Raw genomic sequence first — 18,400 nt, forward strand, 5'->3', positions numbered from 1 at the left:
GACGTGCCTCTCCCATCATCGCCCACGTGGATTCGGGGTGACGCCCGGGCAACCCCCCGGCGGCGCGGGGCGTCCCCCTCCCCGAGGCGATCACCGTCGGGGGGCTTTCGATGCGCAGACCACGCTGGTGGGCAGAGCTGTCGCTGATCGGCGTCGTGTACGCCGCCTACACGGGCGGGCGGCTGCTCGTGCGGGGCGACGAGGCCTCGGCCGTCGACCACGGGCTCGCGATCCTGCGGCTGAACCGGCTGTTCACGGACGTGCCCGCGCTCGAGATCCCGGCGGACTTCGCGTACGCCTCCCTGCACTACCTCGTCACCCCGGCGATCCTGGTGTGGTTGTTCCTCCGCGGGCCCGCCCGGTACCGGGCCGCCCGCACCTGGCTGATGCTCTCCACCCTGCTGGGCCTCGTCGGCTTCACCCTGCTGCCCACCTGCCCGCCCCGGCTGCTCGACCCGGCGTACGGCTTCACCGACACGATGGACGCGGTTCAGCGCGTACGGCTGGTGGGGCGGCGAGGCCAGCGCGCCCTGCGGGCTCGGCGGTCTGACCAACCAGTACGCGGCCATGCCCAGCCTCCACGTCGGCTGGGCGCTGTGGTGCGGGGTGCTGCTGTGGCGGTACGGGCGGACGCCCGCGGCGAAGGCCCTCGGGGTGGCGTATCCCCTGCTCACGACCGTCATCGTAATGGGTACCGCCAATCACTATCTGCTCGACGCGGTCGCCGGCGCGGCGGTGATGGGCGCCGGTCTGCTGCTGACCCCGTACGCGCTGCGGCTCGCCAACCGGGTGCGCGGAACGGTCGAAGCGCCTCCGGTTGTCAGTGGCGGATGCGAGACTTCCACGGGTGAGCGCATCCCTGGACAGCGGTCTGTCACCGACACCGCGGACGGCACGTCTACAGCTGTTCGCTGAACTGCGCGGACCGGCCACCGTGCCGCGTCCGCTGGACGCGCGGGCGCTCGCGGCGCTCGCCGCCAATCCCGGCTGCCGGCGGCGGGCCCTGCTCGACGGAGCCGGGGTCGACAAGTCGGCGCTGGCCGCGAAGCTCGGCTCGCCGGCCCCGTTCGGGCAGTCGCAGTTCGCGATCGTGCGGGGCAACTCCTTCGAGGCGAAGGTCAAGGCGGACGGCGGCCGTGAGCTGCTCCGCCTGATCGGGGTCGAGGAGCCTGGCGCGGTGTCCGTGCCCGATCTGGCGGCGGCCGGGCCGCAGGGCCGGGTGGCCCGCACGGCGCTCGCGCTGCGGGAGGCGACCGCGGCCGGGACGTGGACGCTGCTCGACCATCCGCTGCTCGCCCTGGAGGTGGCGGGCTCTCCGGTGTATCTGGAGCCGGACGCCGTGGTGGTCCGGCCCGACGGCACCTGGACGGTCGTGGAGATCAAGTCGTTCCCGATGGTGGACGGCGCGGCCGACGCGTCGAAGGTGGGTGCGGCGGCCCGTCAGGCCGCGGTGTACGTGCTGGCGCTGGAGCGGGTCGCGGCGGTGACGGAGGGCGCGCGGGTCGCGCAGTCGGTGCTGCTCGTGTGCCCCAAGGACTTCTCGAACGTGCCGACGGCTTCGGTCGTCGACGTGCGCAAGCAGCGGGCGGTGACCCGGCGTCAGCTCGCCCGGCTGACGCGGGTCGACGAGATCGCGGACGCCCTGCCGGAGGGCACGAGCTTCGACGTGGTGGAGCGCTCGGCGGCGGAGCTGACGGCGGCGGTGGAGTCCGTCCCCCACCAGTACGCGCCGGAGTGCCTGGCCGCCTGCGAGCTGGCCTTCCACTGCCGGGCACGGTCCCGCGAGGCGGACGCGGTGGAGACCCTGGGCCGTTCGGTACGGGGTGAGCTGGGCGGCCTGCCGACGGTCGGCGCGGTCCTCGCGGCCTCGCGCGGCGAGGCGGGCGACCCGGAGGACCCGGCGGTGGCGGCGCTGTGCCGGGCGCGGGCATTGCGCGAGGAGGCCCTCGCGGCCGCCGACGTGTCCTCGGAGCGGGGTGGCCGGTCGTGTCGCTGATCTCCACCCTGGCCCGGATGGAGGCGGTCGAGTCGGGGCGGGCGCAGCCCCTGGTGACCGTCCGGCACCGGCGGCTGTCCGAGCGGCCCCTCGTCCTCGTGCCGCTGACGACGGCCGGTGAGGCGGGTGCGCCGCTGGGCGCCCTCGTCGGCACCGACCGGGAGGAGCCCCGGCTCCTGGTGGTGACCCAGCCGCGGGACCGGGACCTGCGGTTCGCGTTCCTCGCCGACCTGGCGGAGGAGGTCCTGCCGTACGTCGACTCGTTCGCGGAGGTCGTCGAGGCGGCGGAGAGGAGCGAGGTCGACCCGGAGACCGGCAAGAAGGTGAAGGTCGAGGTCGAGCTGTGCGCGGACGCGCCGCAGCTGATCGTGCCGAGCCGGGCCGGCATCGAGTACGTACGGCTCCTCGGGCGGTCGACGCGGTTCCGGCGGACGGCCGAGCAGGACCCGGAGACGCCGTTCCCCGCCCCGCCGCGCGTGCCGCTGCTGGGGCGCTGGCTGACGCACTTCGGCGACCGGGCCCGGGTGCCGGGCTCCTCGCTGCTGCTCGCGGCGACCGATCTGCTCAACCGCCACTGGGCCACGGGCCAGTCGTCCCTGGAGGACCAGCATCTGGGCGCGCTGCTCGCCTGGATCGACCCCCGCGACGGGGAGACGGGCGCGGAGGGGGCGCTGCGGGCCGAGGTGGGCCGGGACGAGCGGGGGCAGTTGCTGTGCCCGCCGGCCGGGCCCGCCACCGACCCGGCCTTCGACAACCGGCTGCTCGCGCCGGCGATCGAGCGGTACGACCGGGCCCGGCAGGCGCTGGGCACGGCCGAGGACGGCGAGAGCGCCGACTCGGCTCTCGTTGAGCTGCACGCGGCCGAGCGGGAGCTGCGCCGCCTGGTCGGCTCCCAGCTGAAGCCGACCTGGGACGCGGTCTGGCGGGCGCTCGACCTGCTGCGGGAGCTGCCGGAGGGGGCCAGGGTCGAGGACCGCTGGACCCGGGACCGCTGGTCCTTCACCGCCCATCGGGACCGGGTCGCGGCCGGTGAGCCGCCGCAGCCGCGCCGGGACGACGCGGTGACGGCGGCCCGGAAGCTGGCGGCCCGCGAGCAGGCGCAGGGCCAGCTGGAGGCGCAGGAGGCCCTCGACGATCCGCTGGTGCTCGCAGGGCGGCGGCTCGCGGGCGAGGCGTTCGCCGCCGAGGTGACCGAGGTGACGATGGCGTGGACGGAGTCGAAGCGGCCCGCGCCGCGCCCGCTCCTCACGGTCCGCACGGACGACCGGCCGCACCTGGGCGAGCGGACGCGGGTGTACCGCTCGCTCGACGGGAAGCCGCAGACGGCGGAGTTCGTGCGGTACGAGGAGGACGGCTCGCTGCTCCTGCGGGTCCTGGACCGGATGGGCCGGTCGAGGGAGCCCGCGGAGGGTTCGGTGCCGGAGAAGGGCGAGCGGATCGCCTGGACCCTGTTCGAGCACGACCAGCGGATGGGGCCGCAGCTGCCGGACGCGGAGGAGACGCCCTGGACGCACGGTGGGCCTCCCCGGACGGACGCCGTGGAACTGCCCGACGCCGTGACCCCCGAGGACGTGCTGTGACCGTGTTCGATCCTTCCGCCGAGGCCGGGCGGGCGACGGACGCCATCCTGGCGGACACCCTGCACGGCACCGCGCGCGGTGTCGTCGTGGACTCCCCGCCCGGTGCCGGTAAGTCGACGCTCGTGGTGCGGGCCGCGCTCGAACTGGCCGCCGCGGGACGCCCCCTGATGGTGGTGGCCCAGACGAACGCGCAGGTGGACGACCTGGTGCTGCGGCTCGCCGAGAAAGAGCCCGGCCTCGACGTGGGCCGGCTGCACTCGAACGACTCCGACCCGTACGACAAGGCGCTCGACGACCTGGCCAACGTACGCAAGTCGGCGAAGGCGGGTGAACTCGCCGGACTTCCGGTGGTGATCTCCACGGCCGCCAAGTGGGGGCACGTGAAGAACGTGGAGCCCTGGGCGCACGCGATCGTCGACGAGGCGTACCAGATGCGCTCGGACGCGCTGCTCGCCGTGGCGGGCCTCTTCGAGCGGGCGCTGTTCGTGGGCGACCCCGGGCAGCTGGACCCCTTCTCGGTGGTGGGCGCGGAGCAGTGGGCGGGGCTCACGTACGACCCGTCGGCGAGCGCGGTCTCCACCCTGCTCGCGCACAACCCGGAGCTGCCGCAGCACCGGCTGCCGGTGTCCTGGCGGCTGCCCGCCTCGGCGGCGCCGCTGGTGTCGGACGCCTTCTATCCGTTCACGCCCTTCCGCAGCGGCACCGGGCACGGGGACCGGAGGCTGTCCTTCGGGGTGCCGTCGGACGGTTCGGCTCCGGACCGGGTCCTCGACGAGGCGGCGGAGTCGGGCTGGGGCCTGCTCGAACTGCCGGCCCGGCACACCCCGCGCACCGATCCGGAGGCCGTGGGGGCGGTGGCCCTGGTGGTGCGCCGGCTCCTCGACCGGGGTGGGGCGGCGGTCTCGGAGCGCTCGGAGACCCCCGTGCCCCTGACGCCGGACCGGGTCGCGGTCGGCACCGCCCACCGGGACCAGGCGGCCGCGGTCCGGGCGGCGCTCGCGGGGCTCGGGGTGACGGGCGTGACGGTGGACACCGCGAACCGGCTCCAGGGTCGTGAGTACGACGTGACGGTCGTCCTCCACCCGCTGTCGGGGCGGCCGGACGCGACGGCGTTCCATCTGGAGACGGGCCGGTTGTGCGTCCTCGCGTCCCGGCACCGGCACGCGTGCGTGGTCGTCTGCCGCGCGGGTGTGGCGGAGCTCCTCGACGAGCATCCGTCGACGGAGCCGGTGCGCCTGGGTGTCGCGGTGTCGTTCCCCGACGGCTGGGAGGCGAACCACGCGGTGCTCTCCCATCTGGAGGAGCACCGGGTGGCCTGGACTCCGTGATCCCCGTCCTCGCGCCGGGGTCGCGCGGGGTCAGCCGACCGTCCTGAGAGCCGCCGCGTGGCCGAGGAGTTCGTCGACCGTCCACTGGTCGTAGACGTGCTCGCCGTACTTCACGGCGGCGACGCGGCCGCCGGGCTCGATGAGGAAGTCGGCGGGGAGTCCGAGCCTGCCGTGGGGCTGGGAGGCCGCGGGCAGCTTCCCCCGGCCGCGGAGCAGCTCTCCGACGCCCCGGAGCACGGCGCGGACGATCGCGGGCCAGGCGCGCGGGGCGAGCAGGGACCTGCGGTGGGCCTCCACCCCGAACTCGGCGTACAGGAGTCGGTCGGGGTCCGCGACGACGGCGAACGGCAGAGGGGACACGTGCGCGCTCAGTTCCTCGGCGGGCGAGTGGAAGATGACCACCTCCCGGATCCCCGCGCGCTCGATCTCCTCGTGGCGCAGGACGACCGACCGCAGGTGGAGGTTGCAGACCGGGCATCCCGCGAAACGCCGGAACTGGACGTGGGTGAGCCGTTCGGCGTCGGGGAGGGACAACGGGGGTCCGAGGACCGGGTCGAGCGTCCGGGCGGGTACGGAACCGCCGGGTTCCAGGCGGGTTCGGGGCGGGGTCGGGGATGTGCGCATGGGACACCTTCCTCGGAACGAGCGCGTAGGCGTACGGCGTACTCCTAACAGCGTAGGCGTAGACCGTACGCTGTCAACCGTCATGCCACGACCTCGCACCCTGACCCAGGACCAGCTGGCCGCCGCGGCCCTCGCCGTCATCGACCGCGAAGGGCTCTCGGCCCTCTCCATGCGCGTCGTCGCCAGGGAACTCGGCATGAGCCCCATGGGGCTCTACCGCTACGTGACCGACCGGGAGGAACTGGAGGGGCTCGTGGCCGAGCGCGTCCTGGCCACGGTCGACGCCACCCCGCCCCGCCCCGACACGCCCTGGCGGGAGCGGATCGAGGTCATGGTCGGACGGCTGCGGGACGGCGTCGCCGCCCACCCGGAGGCCATCCCCCTCACGCTCGCCCACCGGCACCGCGCCACCGGGGGGCTGCGCTGGTCGGAGACCGTGCTCGGGATCCTGGCCGAGGCGGGAGTCGAGGGCGAGCAGCGCGTCGTCGCCCTGCGCGCGCTCCACGGCTACCTCACCGGAGCGATCCAGCTCGAACACCTGGGGCCGCTCGCCGGCCGGGGCACGACGGTCATCGCCGCGCTGCCGGCGGACCGTTTCCCCCACCTGACGGAGACCGCCCGCGCCGCCCGCTCGGTCACCCCGGAGCAGGAGTTCTTCGGCGGCCTTCGGCTGCTCCTGCGCGGTCTCGACGGCTGACGACCCCCGAGGAGCCTCCCGGGGGCGTGCGGTGGAAGGTACGCGCTCTTGCGGGGCGCGGGACAATGAAAGCCGGCCCGGGGCTCCGGGCCGTGCCTGTGCGAGGAGGAGACGAACGATGGCGGAACCCGCGGAACGCAGCGGACAGCGGCGGCTCAGGCCGGCCCCGCTGATCTTCGAGCCCACCGAGGCGACCGCCGACCCGGAGCACTTCTTCGACCTGGAGTCGCTGGAGGACCCCCGGGAGCTGCTGTCCCGCGCGACGGAGCTGACGCTCGCGTTCCGCGCGGCGACGGACCGGGCGACCGAGTTCCAGGCCATCGCGGCGGCCCAGCTCGCGGATCCGCGCCGGTTCGACCGGCTGACGGCCGCGGACGTGGCCGAGCGGGCGCAGTGGACCGAGGACTACGCCCTCAAGATGATCGAGTTCGGCCGCGACCTGATCCGCACGAACGGCCGCTCGGCGGAGGAGTAGGCCGACGGGCTGCTGCGGGCCCCTCCGACGTGCCGTCTGGCATATGCGGGCCGCACGATACTCCTTGCCGACCCCTCCTGTCCGTGTTTTCGTGAACTTTCGGCTACCGTCACGTCACTCCCGGTAGATCTGGAGTCATGACGACCTGGCTGCGCGACGAGACCCCGCAGGACATCTTCCGGTTCCTCCGTGAGGGCGACGAGGGGCGGCACCAGACGGCTCGGGTGACCGCCGACGGGGCCGCCTGGCTCGCCTCGGCCGCCGGGGGCCGCGTTGCCGCCGGGGGCCGCGGGGCCGCGCTCGCCCGCTGGGAGGCGCGGCCGGCGTCGCCCGCGGTACTGCCGTGCGGGACGGTCTTCGACGTGGTGAACGTGGACCCGGTCTTCGGGCGGCGGATGCTGGACCGGCTGTGGTCGGAGGGCCCGGGGTCGGGGCCCGTCGCCGTGCACCGGGGGCGGATGATGCTGTTCGCCGCGCCGGGCACGGCGCAGCGACTGCCCGCCCTGCTCGACTGGGAGGAGTGGGGCGAGGAGGTCCCGCGGCCGTTCTGCCACGGGGTCGGGGACGCGGTGACCGTGCCGCCGCTCGCGCCCTCCGGCGCCGCGGGACCCCGCTGGCTGGTGGCCCCCGACACCCGGCATCCCTGGCTGCCCGGGCCCGAGGTCGTGCTCTGGGCCTGTGTGCGGGCCGTCCGGGCGCTCTCCGCCGCCGACGTGCGGGTATCGATTTTTCCTCCCGCCGATCCGGGTGCTAATGTCTACGACGTCAGCAGGCGCCGCTAGCTCAGTTGGTTAGAGCAGCTGACTCTTAATCAGCGGGTCCGGGGTTCGAGTCCCTGGCGGCGCACAGACGGAAGAAGCCCCTCGCGCGAGCGGGGGGCTTCTTCGCGTTCCGGGTCGCCGCTCTTCTCAGTCGGTGACCTGCGGCGTGACCCTGACCGTCCAGCCGTCCGTCTCCGTGCGGTCCATGACCTCGACCCGGACCCCGGTCCCCGGCACGGTGAGGGTCTCCCCCTCCTCCAGCGGGGCGTCCGCGAGGGGCGGATAGACGGAGCGCTCCCAGCAGGCGTCGGTGCGCGGGTGGGCGTCGACGACCTCGACCGGACCGTCGCCGGAGGGGGCGCCGCCCCGGACCCGGTAGACGAGCACGCCTTCGGTGCAGGTGTCGGCGTCGCTCCCGGCGTCGGTCCTGGCCTCGACCGCGAGGACGCTGTCGGGGCCGGTGCGGACCACCGCGAGCCGGGTGCCGAGGGTGCCGCCGGGCGGGGGCGGGGCGTCGGTCGGCTCCAGGGTGACCATCCGGGGGTCGTCGCCCTGCACGCAGGCCACCTGGGCGGCGGAGAGCCAGCCGAGCTTCCACTTGTGCCAGCCGAAGAGGTCGGGGGAGAGCCCGAACTGGCTGCCCATGACGTCCCAGTCACCCACATGGGTGTCCCAGTCGCCCTTGCCGTCCACGGGGCGGTGGTAGAGGTCGGGCAGGTCGAAGACGTGCCCGGTCTCGTGGGCGAGCACGTTGCGGTCGGGCGGGTGCCGTTCGAAGACGGTGACGACCCGCTTGATCTCGGTGCCGTCGACCTCCAGCGGACGTTCGAGGTTGACCACCTTGGTCGCGTCGGAGTCGACGCCGGGCGCGTCCGGGTCGGCGACCAGGTAGACGATGTCGTACCGGGAGAAGTCGACGCTCGCGTCGGCGGCGGCGACCGCGTCGCGGAGATAGGTCGCGCGCTGCCCGGCGTCCCAGTCACGCCGTATGTCGTACGCGCCCGACTCCTTCGGCATGGGGGTCCAGGCGGTCCGGGGGTGCGGGCGCAGGGTGAAGCGCCCGTAGGAGGCGCGCGAGAAGTACTCGCTGGTGGCGGGGAAGTGGTCGGCGGCGAGGTCGGCCGGCGTGGTGAGCGGCTCGGCGTCCGGGAAGGACAGGAAGATCATCACCGCGTCGAGGGCGCGGTCGGGCCTCGGGTACGACCCGTTCCAGGTGTCGAGGCCGAGTGAGTGATGGGCCGCGGTGCGGGGCAGGGCGCAGGGACTCGCCGGGACGCCGACGGCGGGGCCGGCGACGAGCCCGGTGGCGGCCAGGGCGACGAGCGAGGTGAACGCCGCCGCGCCGGCACGCAGCCGTGAGCGTTCCACTCCCCCGGGTGGCTGCTGACCCCTCACGTGGACCTCCGGATCGCGAATGCGGGACTCCCCACCCACCTTGTGATGGTTTGCCGGGTTTCGCATATTTCCGCTGCCCCGGTCGGGTGAGGGCGCGCCGAGGGGTCGACGCGAAACGGGCGCCATTCAGCTCACGGAAAGTCACATTCGGTCACGACGCTGTCGACCCGTGCCAGACCCGAAAAGAAACGATCGTGCAGGGCCCACGGTGGGCATCCTCACAGCGTCGTGCGCCCCCGGAAGGCGCCCCGGAGCTGGAACGTTCCCCCGCGCTGGCTCTATGATCGGCTCACTCTTCCTCGGCCGACCGTCCCGCCCCATGTGACCGGCCCGACTGCACTACGGGAGCGAGCGGTGAGCACAATCCCCGAAGGACCGGTGCACCCAGAGCCGCCGGAGACGTACGCGGCGGAGCCCGCACTCACGGAGCGTCACTCCACGCTCCCGCCCGAGCGCCGCGCCGCCGAACTCCGTGACTACCGCGCCGCCTTCCGGGTCGCGCAGCTCGCCATGGCCGTCGTGGACGAGGACGGCGTCGTCGTCACCGCCAACGACTCCTTCTGCGCCCTCCTCGGCGCCGAGGCCGAGGGGCTCCGGGAGCAGGCCGCCGCCGATCTCGTCGACCTCGCGTCCGACGGGCGCACCTGGCACGCGTACACCGAGGTGCTGCGCGGCCGCCGCTCCCGCTTCCGCTGCACCCGCCGCCTCAAGCACCCCGACGGGCGCTCCCTGTGGGCGGAGGTGACCGTCGCCCCCGTGCCCGACAGCCGCCGCGTGCTGCTCTCCATCGCGGACATCAGCGACCGCCGCGAGCTCCAGGCGCGGCTCCGGCACCTCCAGATGCACGACCCGGTGACGCGGCTGCCCAACCGCGCACTGTTCTTCGAGCGCCTCTCCGCCGCCCTGGAGGCCTCGGCCCAGGACGCCGAGGACGCGGGAGAGACCGAGGACACGATCAGCTCTTCGTACGAGTCCTACGGGTATGGCAGAACAGGGCGGATCGGCCTCTGCTACCTCGATCTCGACGGGTTCAAGGCCGTCAACGACACCCTCGGGCACCGGGTCGGCGACCGGCTCCTCGCCGCCGTCGCCGGCCGGCTGACCGAGTGCGCGGACAGCGACGGCTACACCCGCGGCGGCGGCCATCTGGTGGCCCGGCTCGGCGGGGACGAGTTCGCGATCCTGGTCGAGGACTCCACCGGCACCGAACAACTCGCGGACCTGGCGCGTGCGGTGCTCGACGCGCTCCAGGACCCCTTCGACCTGGCCGGTCAGCGGCTCGCGGTCTCCGCCTCGATCGGCGTGGTCGAGCGCTCCGGGTACGGGACGACCGCCACCGCCCTGATGCAGGCCGCGGACACCACGCTGTACTGGGCGAAGGCGGACGGCAAGGCCCGCTGGACCCTCTTCGACCCGGAGCGCAACGCGCACCGGATGACCCGGCAGGCGCTCTCCTCCACGCTGCGGCCCGCCGTGGAGCGCGGGGAGTTCGGTCTGGAGTACCAGCCGCTCGTGGACCTGGCGGACGGAGCGGTGCGCGGGGTGGAGGCGCTGGTGCGCTGGAACCACCCGCAGTTCGGCTCCCTGGCGCCGAATCGGTTCATCGGGATCGCCGAGGAGGACGGCTCCATCGTGGAGCTGGGCCGCTGGGTGCTGCGGACGGCCTGCCGACAGGCCCGGCAGTGGCAGAAGGACCATCCGTGCGAGCGCCCGATCTTCGTGAGCGTCAATGTGGCGGTCCGTCAGGTCTGGGACTCCGACCTGGTCGCGGACGTGGCCGGCATCCTCGCGGAGACCGGCCTCGCCCCGCATCTGCTCCAGCTGGAGCTGACGGAGTCCGCCGTGATGGGCTCGGCGGGGCGGCCGCTCCAGGCGCTCCAGGCGCTGAGCGACATGGGCGTGCGGATCGCGATCGACGACTTCGGCACCGGCTACTCGAACCTCGCCTATCTGAGCCGGCTGCCGGTGTCGGTGCTCAAGCTGGACGGCTCCTTCGTCCGCGGCTTCCAGGACGAGGAGCACGCCAACCCGGCGGACGAGCTGATCGTCGAGGCGCTGGTGCACCTCGCGCACCGGCTGGGGCTCACGGTCACCGCCGAGTGCGTCGAGACGTCGGGCCAGGCGAACCGGTTGCGCCGGATCGGCTGCGACACCGGTCAGGGCTGGCTGTACTCGCGGGCGGTGGCCCCGGACCGCATCGCCGAGCTGATCGGGGCCGAACCCCTGCGGGTGTGACCCGCGGGGGTCGGCGGGCATGGGACTGCCCCCGGCCGGGAGGGACATCCCGGGCGGGGGCAGCGGTTCATGGGTGGTTCAGCGGATCAGGGCCTCAGCAGGCGCCCTGGTCCTTCCAGACGCCCCACTCACCGGTGGTGCCGGGGGTCTCGTTCTGGGTCCACCACTGGGCGAGCCACTTGCGGCCGTTGTGGGAGACGACCGAGCCGCCGTTGTAGACCGTGCCGGCCGCGTACGCCGGGACCGTGCCGCAGCCCGTGGTGGGCGGCGTCGTCGGGGGCGTGGTGGGCGGGGTGGTCGGGGGCGTCGTCGGCGGGGTGGTCGGCGGCGTCGTGGTGGGCGGGGCGGTGGTGCCGCCGAGCGCCGTGTTGATCTGCGTCAGCAGGGTGGCGTTGTTGTCCAGGCCGAGGAGCGAGTACATCATCGCCCCGGCCAGGCCGCGCTGCTTGCCGTAGTCCACGCGGGCCTGGATGGACTTCTGGTTGAGGCCGGTGAAGAACTCGCCGTCCTTGTAGAAGTACGAGGACTTCGACTGGTCGTCCCAGAAGGTGGTCGCCGCGTTGTCGACGATCCCGCCGAGCTCCTTGTAGTGGGCGATGCCGGCCTGCTGGGAGAGCGGGCGGGCGTTGGAGCCGCCGGTCGCGGTCTGCGCGAGACCGTTGGTGGTGCCGGCCGGGACGCCCTTCCAGCCGCGGTAGTAGAACTCGTAGCCCAGGGTCAGCTTGTTGGCGGGGAAGCCGCCCGCGATGCCGTAGGCCGGGTTGCCGTCGATCCAGGAGTCGATGGCGGCGTCGACGCTGTACTTCTGGGTGCCGGGCGCGATCGGGTCGGTCGGGTCGTTCGGCGAGGGGTACAGCGGGGACTGGTGGTACGTCGGCCCGTCGCCGTCCCAGGCGCCGTGCATGTCGTACGTCATGATGTTGGCGTAGTCCAAGTACTGGCCGATCTTGTCGGTCTCGATGTACTTGATCTTGTCCTGGCCGGCCGGGAGGGCCGAGGTCAGCATGTACTTCTTGCCGCCGTTGGCCGCGCCGTGCGCGTCGAGCTGCTTGCGGAACTCGGCGAGGAGCAGCGTGAAGTTCTGCTTGTCCTCGGGGCCGTAGTGGTTGCCCAGGTGGCCGTTGGCGGAGCCGGGGTACTCCCAGTCGATGTCGATGCCGTCGAAGATGCCGGCCGCCGTGCCCGCCCCGCCGAAGCCGCCCTCGACCGGCAGGTTGCCCTTGATGTACTGGTCGATGCAGGAGGAGACGAGCTTCTTGCGGCTCGCGTCCGTCTTCGCCGCGTCGTGGAAGTACTTGGAGTAGGTCCAGCCGCCGAGCGAGATGTTGATCTTCAGGTGGGGGTACTTCGCCTTCAGTTCCTTGAACTGGTTGAAGACGCCCACGATCGGCTGGTTCCACGTGTCGGCGACGCCGTCGACGGAGTCGGCCGCGCTGAAGGTCTTCTGGTAGTCGGCGTACGAGTCGCCCGCACCGTCACCCGCGTTGGGGTTGTTGTCGTCACCCGCGGCCTTGTTGGCCATGAAACAGGTGAGGTTGGTGGGGTGGATGTTGCCGAACGAGTAGTTGATGACGTCCAGTTTGCTCGCGATGCCCCGCGTGTCGAGGTGCTTGGGGTAGAACGCGTTGCCGTAGACGCTCCACTGGTCGTAGTACGCGATGCGCACATTGCCCGCGGACGCAGCGGTGGTCGTGTCGGCCGCCTGGGCGGAGCCGATGCCGACGGTCGCCGCGAGGGCGCCTGCGGCGAGGGCCGAGCTCAGGAGCGCGGCGATCAGGGGCTTACGGGGGTGCACGTGCGGCCTCCATCGGGGGGAGTGCGGGGGTGGTGCCGTACCGGGGTTCGAGCGGTGATGGAGCAGTGATAACCGGCACGTGAACAGTGCGTCAATGGTCTGAACCAGATTGCGGACTAGACCAATTCGCCGGAGAAAGGCCTTGTCAGAGGGGTGCAGCACAAAGCGGAACCGCCCGCCACCATCGGTGACGAGCGGTTTAAGGTTCACTTAGGAGTGCCACGAGGGCGGTCGGGGAAGGAACCAACGAGCCACGCGGACCAGGGTTTTTACCTTCGCGACCCGAAGCGGCCGACGGCTGCGAGAGGTCCGGCGGCCCCGGCGGGCGGGGCTCGACGAACCTACGGGAGGTCCGGCAGCTCCGGGAGGTCGTACGCGTCCGCGATGAGTTCGTAGCTCCGCAGCCGCGCCTCCCCGCCGTGCGCGTTCGCCGTGATCATCAGCTCGTCCGCCCCCGTCCGCTTCCGCAGGTCGTCCAGACCCGTACGGACCTCGTCGGCGGTCCCGTGGACGACGTTCGCGAGCCAGCCGTCCACGAACTCCCGCTCGGCGGGGCTGAATCCGTACGCCTCCGCCTCCTCGGGCGTCGGGATGAGACCCGGCCGGCCGGTGCGCAGCCGCAGCATCGACAGCGCGCCCGTCAGCACCTGGCGTCGGGCCTGTTCCGCCTCGTCGGCGGCGAGCGCCGAGACGCCGATCATGGCGTACGGGGCGTCGAGGTGCGCTGACGGCCGGAACGAGTCCCGGTAGAGATCGAGCGCGGGGATCGTGTTCCTGGCCGAGAAGTGGTGGGCGAAGGCGAAGGGCAGCCCGAGCAGGCCGGCGAGGCGGGCGCTGAAGCCGGACGAGCCGAGCAGCCAGACCGGTGGGCGCCCCTTCGGACCCTGCACGGGGCCGGGCACGGCGTGGATCCGGGCGTACGGGTGCCCGTCCGGGAAGTCGTCGTCCAGGAACCGGGTGAGCTCGGACAGCTGCTCCGGGAAGTCGTCGGCGCCCTCGTTCAGGGTCTCGCTGCGGCGCAGGGCGGCGGCCGTGGCCCCGTCGGTGCCGGGGGCGCGCCCGAGGCCGAGGTCGATCCGGCCCGGGGCGAAGGCCTCCAGGGTGCCGAACTGCTCGGCGATGACGAGCGGGGCGTGGTTGGGGAGCATGACGCCGCCCGAGCCGAGGCGGATGCGTCGGGTGTGCGCCGCGAGGTGGGCGAGGATGACCGCGGGGGAGGAGGAGGCGACGCCCGGCATGGAGTGGTGTTCGGCCACCCAGTGCCGGTGGAAGCCGCGCCGCTCGGCGAGCCGGCTGAGCTCGACGCTGGTGGCGAGCGCCTGCGTCGCGGTCCTTCCGCTGCCGACGGTCACCAGGTCCAGAACGGACAGGGGCACGGGTGCGGTCCCCCGCGCCTCTCCTCGAATAACGTCGGTCACCTTCGGGACCCTCCTATGGCACACGTGCGGTCACATCGTCCGAGCCATAACGGGAGGGTGTCTCCGTTTATTCCGCCGCCTCTCGGGGTGAGCGACGGCTTCACGGCGTCGTCGACGGCTCTCGGGGGCGATCGACGCTTATCGGCCAGCGGAAGCACCGCCACCGGCTCCGCTTTCCCCCGGAAAATCTTCCGCCGCCCGCAAGCCGAACGTCTGCGCGAACACCCCCGCGCACGGCCCTGACCTCACCCTCTGTCCCTCACTCATGACCTTGACATATGCCAGAGTGGTGCGCCCCAGGACAGGGGCCGGATCCTCCGCATCATTCTCGCCAACAGCCGCCCCGTAAAAGGTGCTTGGCGGTTATCGTGGGACGAAAGCTTGCGGTCACAACCTGCTAGGGGGAAACCGTGGCGCTGAAGCCCGAGCCCACCGCGCCGTTCCACTCGGTGCAATACGCCCTGCGCGTCCTCGAGACGATCTCGCGGCACGGTGGCGGAGTGACAGACGTCCAGATCGCGCGCGAGGCCGGTCTGCCCGTCGCCCACCTCTCCTCGCTGCTCCTCATGCTGCGCCGCGAGGGGTACGTGGAGCAGGTCGCCGACGGCGCGTACGTGATCGGGGACTCCCTCGTCCTCCTCGGCTCCGGCATGACCCGCCGCGAGGCCCTGGAGGCCAAGCTCCAGGAGACCCTGACCGAGCTGCGCGACTCCGTCGGCGCGGCGGTCTACATCAGCCGGTACATCGACGGCGAGGTGAAGATCACCCAGTTCGCCGACGGCCCGCGCACGCCCAAGGTCAACGAATGGGTGGACTTCCGCTCGGCGGCGCACGCCAGCGCGGTCGGCAAGTGCCTGCTCACCCAGCTCGACCAGAACGGACGACGGGACCACCTCTCCCGGCACAAGATCGCCCGGCTGACCTCCCGGACGATCACCAGCGAGCGGATCCTCTTCTCCAAGCTCGACAGCCAGCCGCCGACCGTCCCCGTGCTCGACCTCCAGGAGTACGCGGTGGGCACGGTCTGCGCCGCCGTCCCGCTGACCGCGGGCTCCGCCGTGGGCTGCCTGGCGCTCTCCCTGCCGATCGAGCACGCCCACCGGCTGCGCTCGGCGGCCGACACGCTGAACCGCAGGGCCGCGCCGGTGGTGCTCTCGCTGGCGATCTGAGGCCGGGGAGACACCCGGACGCGCGGGGCAGGCGGGGTGGTCGGAAGCACCCTGGAGGACCGGGTAGTATTTTCTCTGTCAGCAGGCGCCGCTAGCTCAGTTGGTTAGAGCAGCTGACTCTTAATCAGCGGGTCCGGGGTTCGAGTCCCTGGCGGCGCACAGACGGAAGAAGCCCCTCGCGCGAGCGGGGGGCTTCTTCGTGCTCCGGGGCCTCACGCACGGAGGTAGGTGAGGACGGCCAGGACCCGGCGGTGGGTGTCCCCGGCCGGCGGCAGGTCCAGCTTCGCCAGGATGTTGCCGATGTGCTTGCCGACGGCCGCCTCGGTCACGACCAGGCGCCGGGCGATCGACCCGTTCGAGCGGCCCTCGGCGACGAGGCCGAGGACCTCGCGCTCGCGCGGGGTCAGCGCCTCCAGCGGATCGCGGTGCCGCCGCAGCAGCTGCCGTACGACCTCGGGGTCGACGACCGTGCCGCCGGCCGCGACCCGGGCCAGCGCGTCCAGGAACTCCTCCACCTGCCCGACCCGGTCCTTCAGCAGATAGCCGACGCCGGTGCCGTCGCCCGCGTCGAGGAGGTCGGCGGCGTAGCTGCGCTGCACGTACTGGCTGAGGACGAGGACCGGCAGGGCGGGCCGCTCGGCGCGGAGCGCGACCGCCGCGCGCAGCCCCTCGTCCTGGAAGCCGGGCGGCATCCGGACGTCGGTCACGACGATGTCCGGGTCGTGGGCGGCGACCGCCTCGCGCAGGGCGTCGGCGTCACCGACGGCGGCGACGACCTCGTGCCCGAAGCGGGCCAGGAGTCCGATCAGCCCCTCCCGGAGGAGGACGCCGTCCTCGGCGAGGACGACGCGGAGCTTTCGGTCGGTGCGGGACACGGGATCTCCACTCGCAGAAGGGTCGGGCCGCCCTCCGGGCTCATGATCGTCAGTGTGCCATCGAGGACGGCGATCCGGTCGGCCAGTCCCGTGAGGCCGCTGCCGGCGGCCGGATCCGCGCCGCCCCGCCCGTCGTCCTCGACGTCCAGGCGCAGGACGCCGCCAACGTGCCGGGCGGTGATCCGCGCCCGGGTCGCGCCGCTGTGCCTGCCGATGTTGGCGAGCGCCTCGCAGCCGGCGAAGTAGGCCGCGCTCTCGACGGCCACGGGGAGGCGCGGCAGCTCCATGTCGGTGTCCACGGGGACGGCCGAGCGGTCGGCGGCGTCCGCGAGGGCCGCGCCGAGTCCGTAGTCGGCCAGGACCTGGGGGTGGATGCCGTGGATCAGCTCCCGCAGCTCGGTCAGGACGTGACCGGCCTCCGCGTGGGCCTTCGCCAGCTGGTCGGCGAGCGGTCCCGGCGGGGCGTCGAGCCTGGCGAGACCGAGGGTCATGGTGAGGGCGACGAGGCGCTGCTGGGCCCCGTCGTGGAGGTCGCGCTCGATGCGGCGCCGCTCGGCCTCGAAGGCGTCGACGAGACGGGCCCGGGAGGCGATGACCGCGCCGATGCCGTCCTGGGGCCCGGTCTCGCGGGGCGTGAGCAGGGCGCGGGTGAGGGCGGCACGGGCCCCGGCGACGGCGGCGAGGGGGTAGGCGAGCGCGACGAGGAGGAGCGCGCCGAGGAGGGCGGCGGCGAGGGCCTCGGGGTAGGAGGTGACCAGGTACGCCTTGACGACCTTCGTCTCCCGGCCGTCCGCCGCCAGTTGGAGCGGCGTACTGAGGAGCACGAGGGGCAGGCCGACGCCGACGGCGAGCGCGACGAGGTCGAGCGGCCACAGGACGGTGGCGAGCAGCAAGGCGTACCCGAGCTCCCGCCAGGTCGCCTGCTCCCCCGCCCGCAGCCGGAGCCAGGCGGCGAGACCGGGCGCGGTGGGGACGCCGTGCGGGTCGGGGGCGGGGTCCCGGTCGACGAGCCGGAGCCGCAGCCGCTCGACGGCGCCGACGGCGGGCCCGGAGAGCACGAGCAGCGGCAGCCCGACGAGCACCAGGGAGAACACGCCGAGCACCAGGAACACGAGACAGGCGACGCCCCCGACGAGCCCCCCGGTGGCCAGGTACCCGGCGGCCCGCCAGGGCCAGGAGCTACGGGGGAAACGAGGGCGGGTGAGCGCCTGCCAGGGGGTACGGGGTTCCATGGGCGCCCACGGTAGGCGGGTGGGGCGGGCGTACGGGACGGCGCCCTCGGGCGCCGTCCCGGCCGGTCCGTCAGAACGTGACGTCCGAGCAGGCGTAGAACGCGTTCGCGGTGTCCGCGACCGTCCAGACCGCCAGGATCAGGTGACGGCCCGTCTTGCCCGCCGGGATCGTCCCGGAGTGCGAGAGGGTCGCCGGCGGCTGCTGACTGTTGTAGGGGACGGTCAGGAACGGCTGGGGGTCGAGCGCGGCCCGGGTCAGCTTCTGACTCGGGTTCCAGCCGTTCCTGGTGATGTAGTACTTGAAGTCGGTGGTGCGGTGCCGGGCCGTGAACTGCCAGCGGAAGCTGTGGCTCTGCCCGGCCGTGAGCCGCGTGGCGGGCCACGTGCCGCCCCGGGGGTCGTCGAGCTGGGCGAACTGCGTGAGCCCGGCGGAACAGATCTTGCCGTCGGCGGGGCCGGCGGCGGGGAAGCCCTTGAGGCCCTCGACCGACTGCGGCTCCCACTGTATGGAGCCGCAGTTGGTCACGGTGCCGTTGGCGCAGAGCTTCTGACGGCTGATCGGCGAGTCGGTGTAGCCGTGGCTGCCGGCGCTACCGGTGGCGAAGAGGGTGGCGGCGGCGACGCCGAGCGCCACCACCGCCGCCCCGACTGACTTTTTGCGCATGCTGTCGCTCCAGGAGAACGTGGGGAGTTCCGTTGGGTCGTGCGCGCACGCGTGCGGGTCTTGCGGGTGCTGCGGGGCCCGCGAGGCTCACGGGGCCCCGATTTTGGTCTGGACCAAGTACCAAGGTATGGACGGACCTTGCACATGTCCATCCCT

15 protein-coding genes, 2 tRNA genes and 1 pseudogene are annotated in these 18,400 nt (G+C 73.0%); 11 read left to right on the forward strand and 7 right to left on the reverse strand.

All coding sequences use genetic code 11. The features are described from left to right. Nucleotides 1-110 precede the first annotated feature (110 nt). The 4 genes and pseudogenes from ACFWV2_RS12520 to ACFWV2_RS12535 all read left to right on the forward strand — a co-directional run bounded on the left by ACFWV2_RS12520 (nucleotide 111) and on the right by ACFWV2_RS12535 (nucleotide 4,904). Nucleotides 111-915 (forward strand): annotated as a pseudogene (locus tag ACFWV2_RS12520) (phosphatase PAP2 family protein). Continuing rightward, nucleotides 848-1,996 (forward strand): hypothetical protein, encoded by a 1,149-nt coding sequence (locus ACFWV2_RS12525; protein WP_384404975.1) that lies wholly within the window; start codon nucleotides 848-850, stop codon nucleotides 1,994-1,996. Before ACFWV2_RS12520 ends, ACFWV2_RS12525 begins: the two are co-directional and overlap by 68 nt. Further along, nucleotides 1,987-3,576: a hypothetical protein gene (locus ACFWV2_RS12530; protein WP_384404976.1), complete on the forward strand. Its 1,590-nt coding sequence runs from the start codon at nucleotides 1,987-1,989 to the stop codon at nucleotides 3,574-3,576. Before ACFWV2_RS12525 ends, ACFWV2_RS12530 begins: the two co-directional genes overlap by 10 nt. Continuing rightward, the gene (locus ACFWV2_RS12535) at nucleotides 3,573-4,904 is read left to right on the forward strand and encodes an AAA family ATPase (RefSeq protein ID WP_384404977.1); all 1,332 of its coding nucleotides are present in this window, start codon (nucleotides 3,573-3,575) and stop codon (nucleotides 4,902-4,904) included. Before ACFWV2_RS12530 ends, ACFWV2_RS12535 begins: the two co-directional genes overlap by 4 nt. A 30-nt stretch (nucleotides 4,905-4,934) precedes the next feature. Here ACFWV2_RS12535 and ACFWV2_RS12540 read toward each other — a convergent pair whose 3' ends face one another. Then, nucleotides 4,935-5,528 (reverse strand): peroxiredoxin-like family protein, encoded by a 594-nt coding sequence (locus ACFWV2_RS12540; protein ID WP_384404978.1) that lies wholly within the window; start codon nucleotides 5,526-5,528, stop codon nucleotides 4,935-4,937. Nucleotides 5,529-5,610: 82 nt separating this feature from the next. Here ACFWV2_RS12540 and ACFWV2_RS12545 point away from each other — a divergent pair, with 82 nt between their 5' ends. The 4 genes from ACFWV2_RS12545 (at nucleotide 5,611) to ACFWV2_RS12560 (ending at nucleotide 7,546) form a co-directional block, all read left to right on the forward strand. Beyond that, nucleotides 5,611-6,225 (forward strand): TetR/AcrR family transcriptional regulator, encoded by a 615-nt coding sequence (locus ACFWV2_RS12545; RefSeq protein ID WP_384404979.1) that lies wholly within the window; start codon nucleotides 5,611-5,613, stop codon nucleotides 6,223-6,225. Nucleotides 6,226-6,343: 118 nt separating this feature from the next. Further along, nucleotides 6,344-6,700 carry a hypothetical protein gene (locus ACFWV2_RS12550; protein WP_384404980.1) on the forward strand — a complete coding sequence of 119 codons (357 nt, stop codon included), beginning with the start codon at nucleotides 6,344-6,346 and terminating at the stop codon, nucleotides 6,698-6,700. 137 nt (nucleotides 6,701-6,837) lie between these two features. Beyond that, nucleotides 6,838-7,482, forward strand: coding sequence for a hypothetical protein (locus ACFWV2_RS12555; protein ID WP_384404981.1), 645 nt, complete (start codon nucleotides 6,838-6,840; stop codon nucleotides 7,480-7,482). Beyond that, nucleotides 7,473-7,546 (forward strand) — tRNA-Lys (locus ACFWV2_RS12560). Before ACFWV2_RS12555 ends, ACFWV2_RS12560 begins: the two co-directional genes overlap by 10 nt. Nucleotides 7,547-7,608: 62 nt before the next feature. On the opposite strand, the gene ACFWV2_RS12565 is transcribed toward ACFWV2_RS12560, so the two are convergent. Then, nucleotides 7,609-8,856 (reverse strand): M6 family metalloprotease domain-containing protein, encoded by a 1,248-nt coding sequence (locus tag ACFWV2_RS12565; protein WP_384404982.1) that lies wholly within the window; start codon nucleotides 8,854-8,856, stop codon nucleotides 7,609-7,611. Between the two features lie 510 nt (nucleotides 8,857-9,366). Between ACFWV2_RS12565 and ACFWV2_RS12570 the strand changes: the two genes are divergently transcribed. Next, nucleotides 9,367-11,091 carry a putative bifunctional diguanylate cyclase/phosphodiesterase gene (locus ACFWV2_RS12570; protein ID WP_384405103.1) on the forward strand — a complete coding sequence of 575 codons (1,725 nt, stop codon included), beginning with the start codon at nucleotides 9,367-9,369 and terminating at the stop codon, nucleotides 11,089-11,091. 94 nt (nucleotides 11,092-11,185) lie between these two features. Here ACFWV2_RS12570 and ACFWV2_RS12575 read toward each other — a convergent pair whose 3' ends face one another. Together ACFWV2_RS12575 and ACFWV2_RS12580 are read right to left on the reverse strand one after the other, a co-directional pair. Beyond that, a complete protein-coding gene (locus tag ACFWV2_RS12575) occupies nucleotides 11,186-12,886 on the reverse strand; it encodes a glycosyl hydrolase family 18 protein (RefSeq protein ID WP_384404983.1) in 1,701 nt (566 codons plus the stop codon). Nucleotides 12,887-13,227: 341 nt separating this feature from the next. Continuing rightward, a complete protein-coding gene (locus tag ACFWV2_RS12580) occupies nucleotides 13,228-14,304 on the reverse strand; it encodes an LLM class flavin-dependent oxidoreductase (RefSeq protein ID WP_384404984.1) in 1,077 nt (358 codons plus the stop codon). A gap of 410 nt (nucleotides 14,305-14,714) precedes the next feature. On the opposite strand from ACFWV2_RS12580, the gene ACFWV2_RS12585 reads away from it, so the two are divergent. Further along, entirely contained in the window at nucleotides 14,715-15,473 is a 759-nt protein-coding gene (locus tag ACFWV2_RS12585) for an IclR family transcriptional regulator (protein WP_384404985.1), read from the forward strand. A gap of 85 nt (nucleotides 15,474-15,558) precedes the next feature. After that, a tRNA-Lys gene (locus ACFWV2_RS12590) sits at nucleotides 15,559-15,632 on the forward strand. Between the two features lie 53 nt (nucleotides 15,633-15,685). Here the strand turns inward: ACFWV2_RS12590 and ACFWV2_RS12595 are convergent. From ACFWV2_RS12595 to ACFWV2_RS12605, 3 genes are all read right to left on the reverse strand, one after another. Beyond that, nucleotides 15,686-16,348, reverse strand: a complete 663-nt coding sequence (locus tag ACFWV2_RS12595) for a response regulator (protein WP_384404986.1) — start codon at nucleotides 16,346-16,348, stop codon at nucleotides 15,686-15,688. Further along, a complete protein-coding gene (locus ACFWV2_RS12600) occupies nucleotides 16,279-17,580 on the reverse strand; it encodes a sensor histidine kinase (RefSeq protein WP_384404987.1) in 1,302 nt (433 codons plus the stop codon). The genes ACFWV2_RS12595 and ACFWV2_RS12600 overlap by 70 nt, the downstream gene beginning before the upstream one ends. Nucleotides 17,581-17,650: 70 nt before the next feature. After that, nucleotides 17,651-18,244 (reverse strand): lytic polysaccharide monooxygenase, encoded by a 594-nt coding sequence (locus tag ACFWV2_RS12605; protein WP_384404988.1) that lies wholly within the window; start codon nucleotides 18,242-18,244, stop codon nucleotides 17,651-17,653. Between the last annotated feature and the right edge of the window lie 156 nt (nucleotides 18,245-18,400).

The sequence above is a fragment of the Streptomyces sp. NPDC058671 genome (genome assembly GCF_042716475.1).
Taxonomy (GTDB): Bacteria; Actinomycetota; Actinomycetes; order Streptomycetales; family Streptomycetaceae; genus Streptomyces.

Coding starts and splice junctions, on each gene's coding strand:
- ACFWV2_RS12545 (WP_384404979.1), top strand. CDS start 5,611: ATGCCACGACCTCGCACCCTGACCCAGGACCAGCTGGCCGCCGCGGCC.
- ACFWV2_RS12605 (WP_384404988.1), bottom strand. CDS start 18,244: ATGCGCAAAAAGTCAGTCGGGGCGGCGGTGGTGGCGCTCGGCGTCGCC.
- ACFWV2_RS12555 (WP_384404981.1), top strand. CDS start 6,838: ATGACGACCTGGCTGCGCGACGAGACCCCGCAGGACATCTTCCGGTTC.
- ACFWV2_RS12540 (WP_384404978.1), bottom strand. CDS start 5,528: ATGCGCACATCCCCGACCCCGCCCCGAACCCGCCTGGAACCCGGCGGT.
- ACFWV2_RS12570 (WP_384405103.1), top strand. CDS start 9,367: ATGGCCGTCGTGGACGAGGACGGCGTCGTCGTCACCGCCAACGACTCC.
- ACFWV2_RS12550 (WP_384404980.1), top strand. CDS start 6,344: ATGGCGGAACCCGCGGAACGCAGCGGACAGCGGCGGCTCAGGCCGGCC.
- ACFWV2_RS12600 (WP_384404987.1), bottom strand. CDS start 17,580: ATGGAACCCCGTACCCCCTGGCAGGCGCTCACCCGCCCTCGTTTCCCC.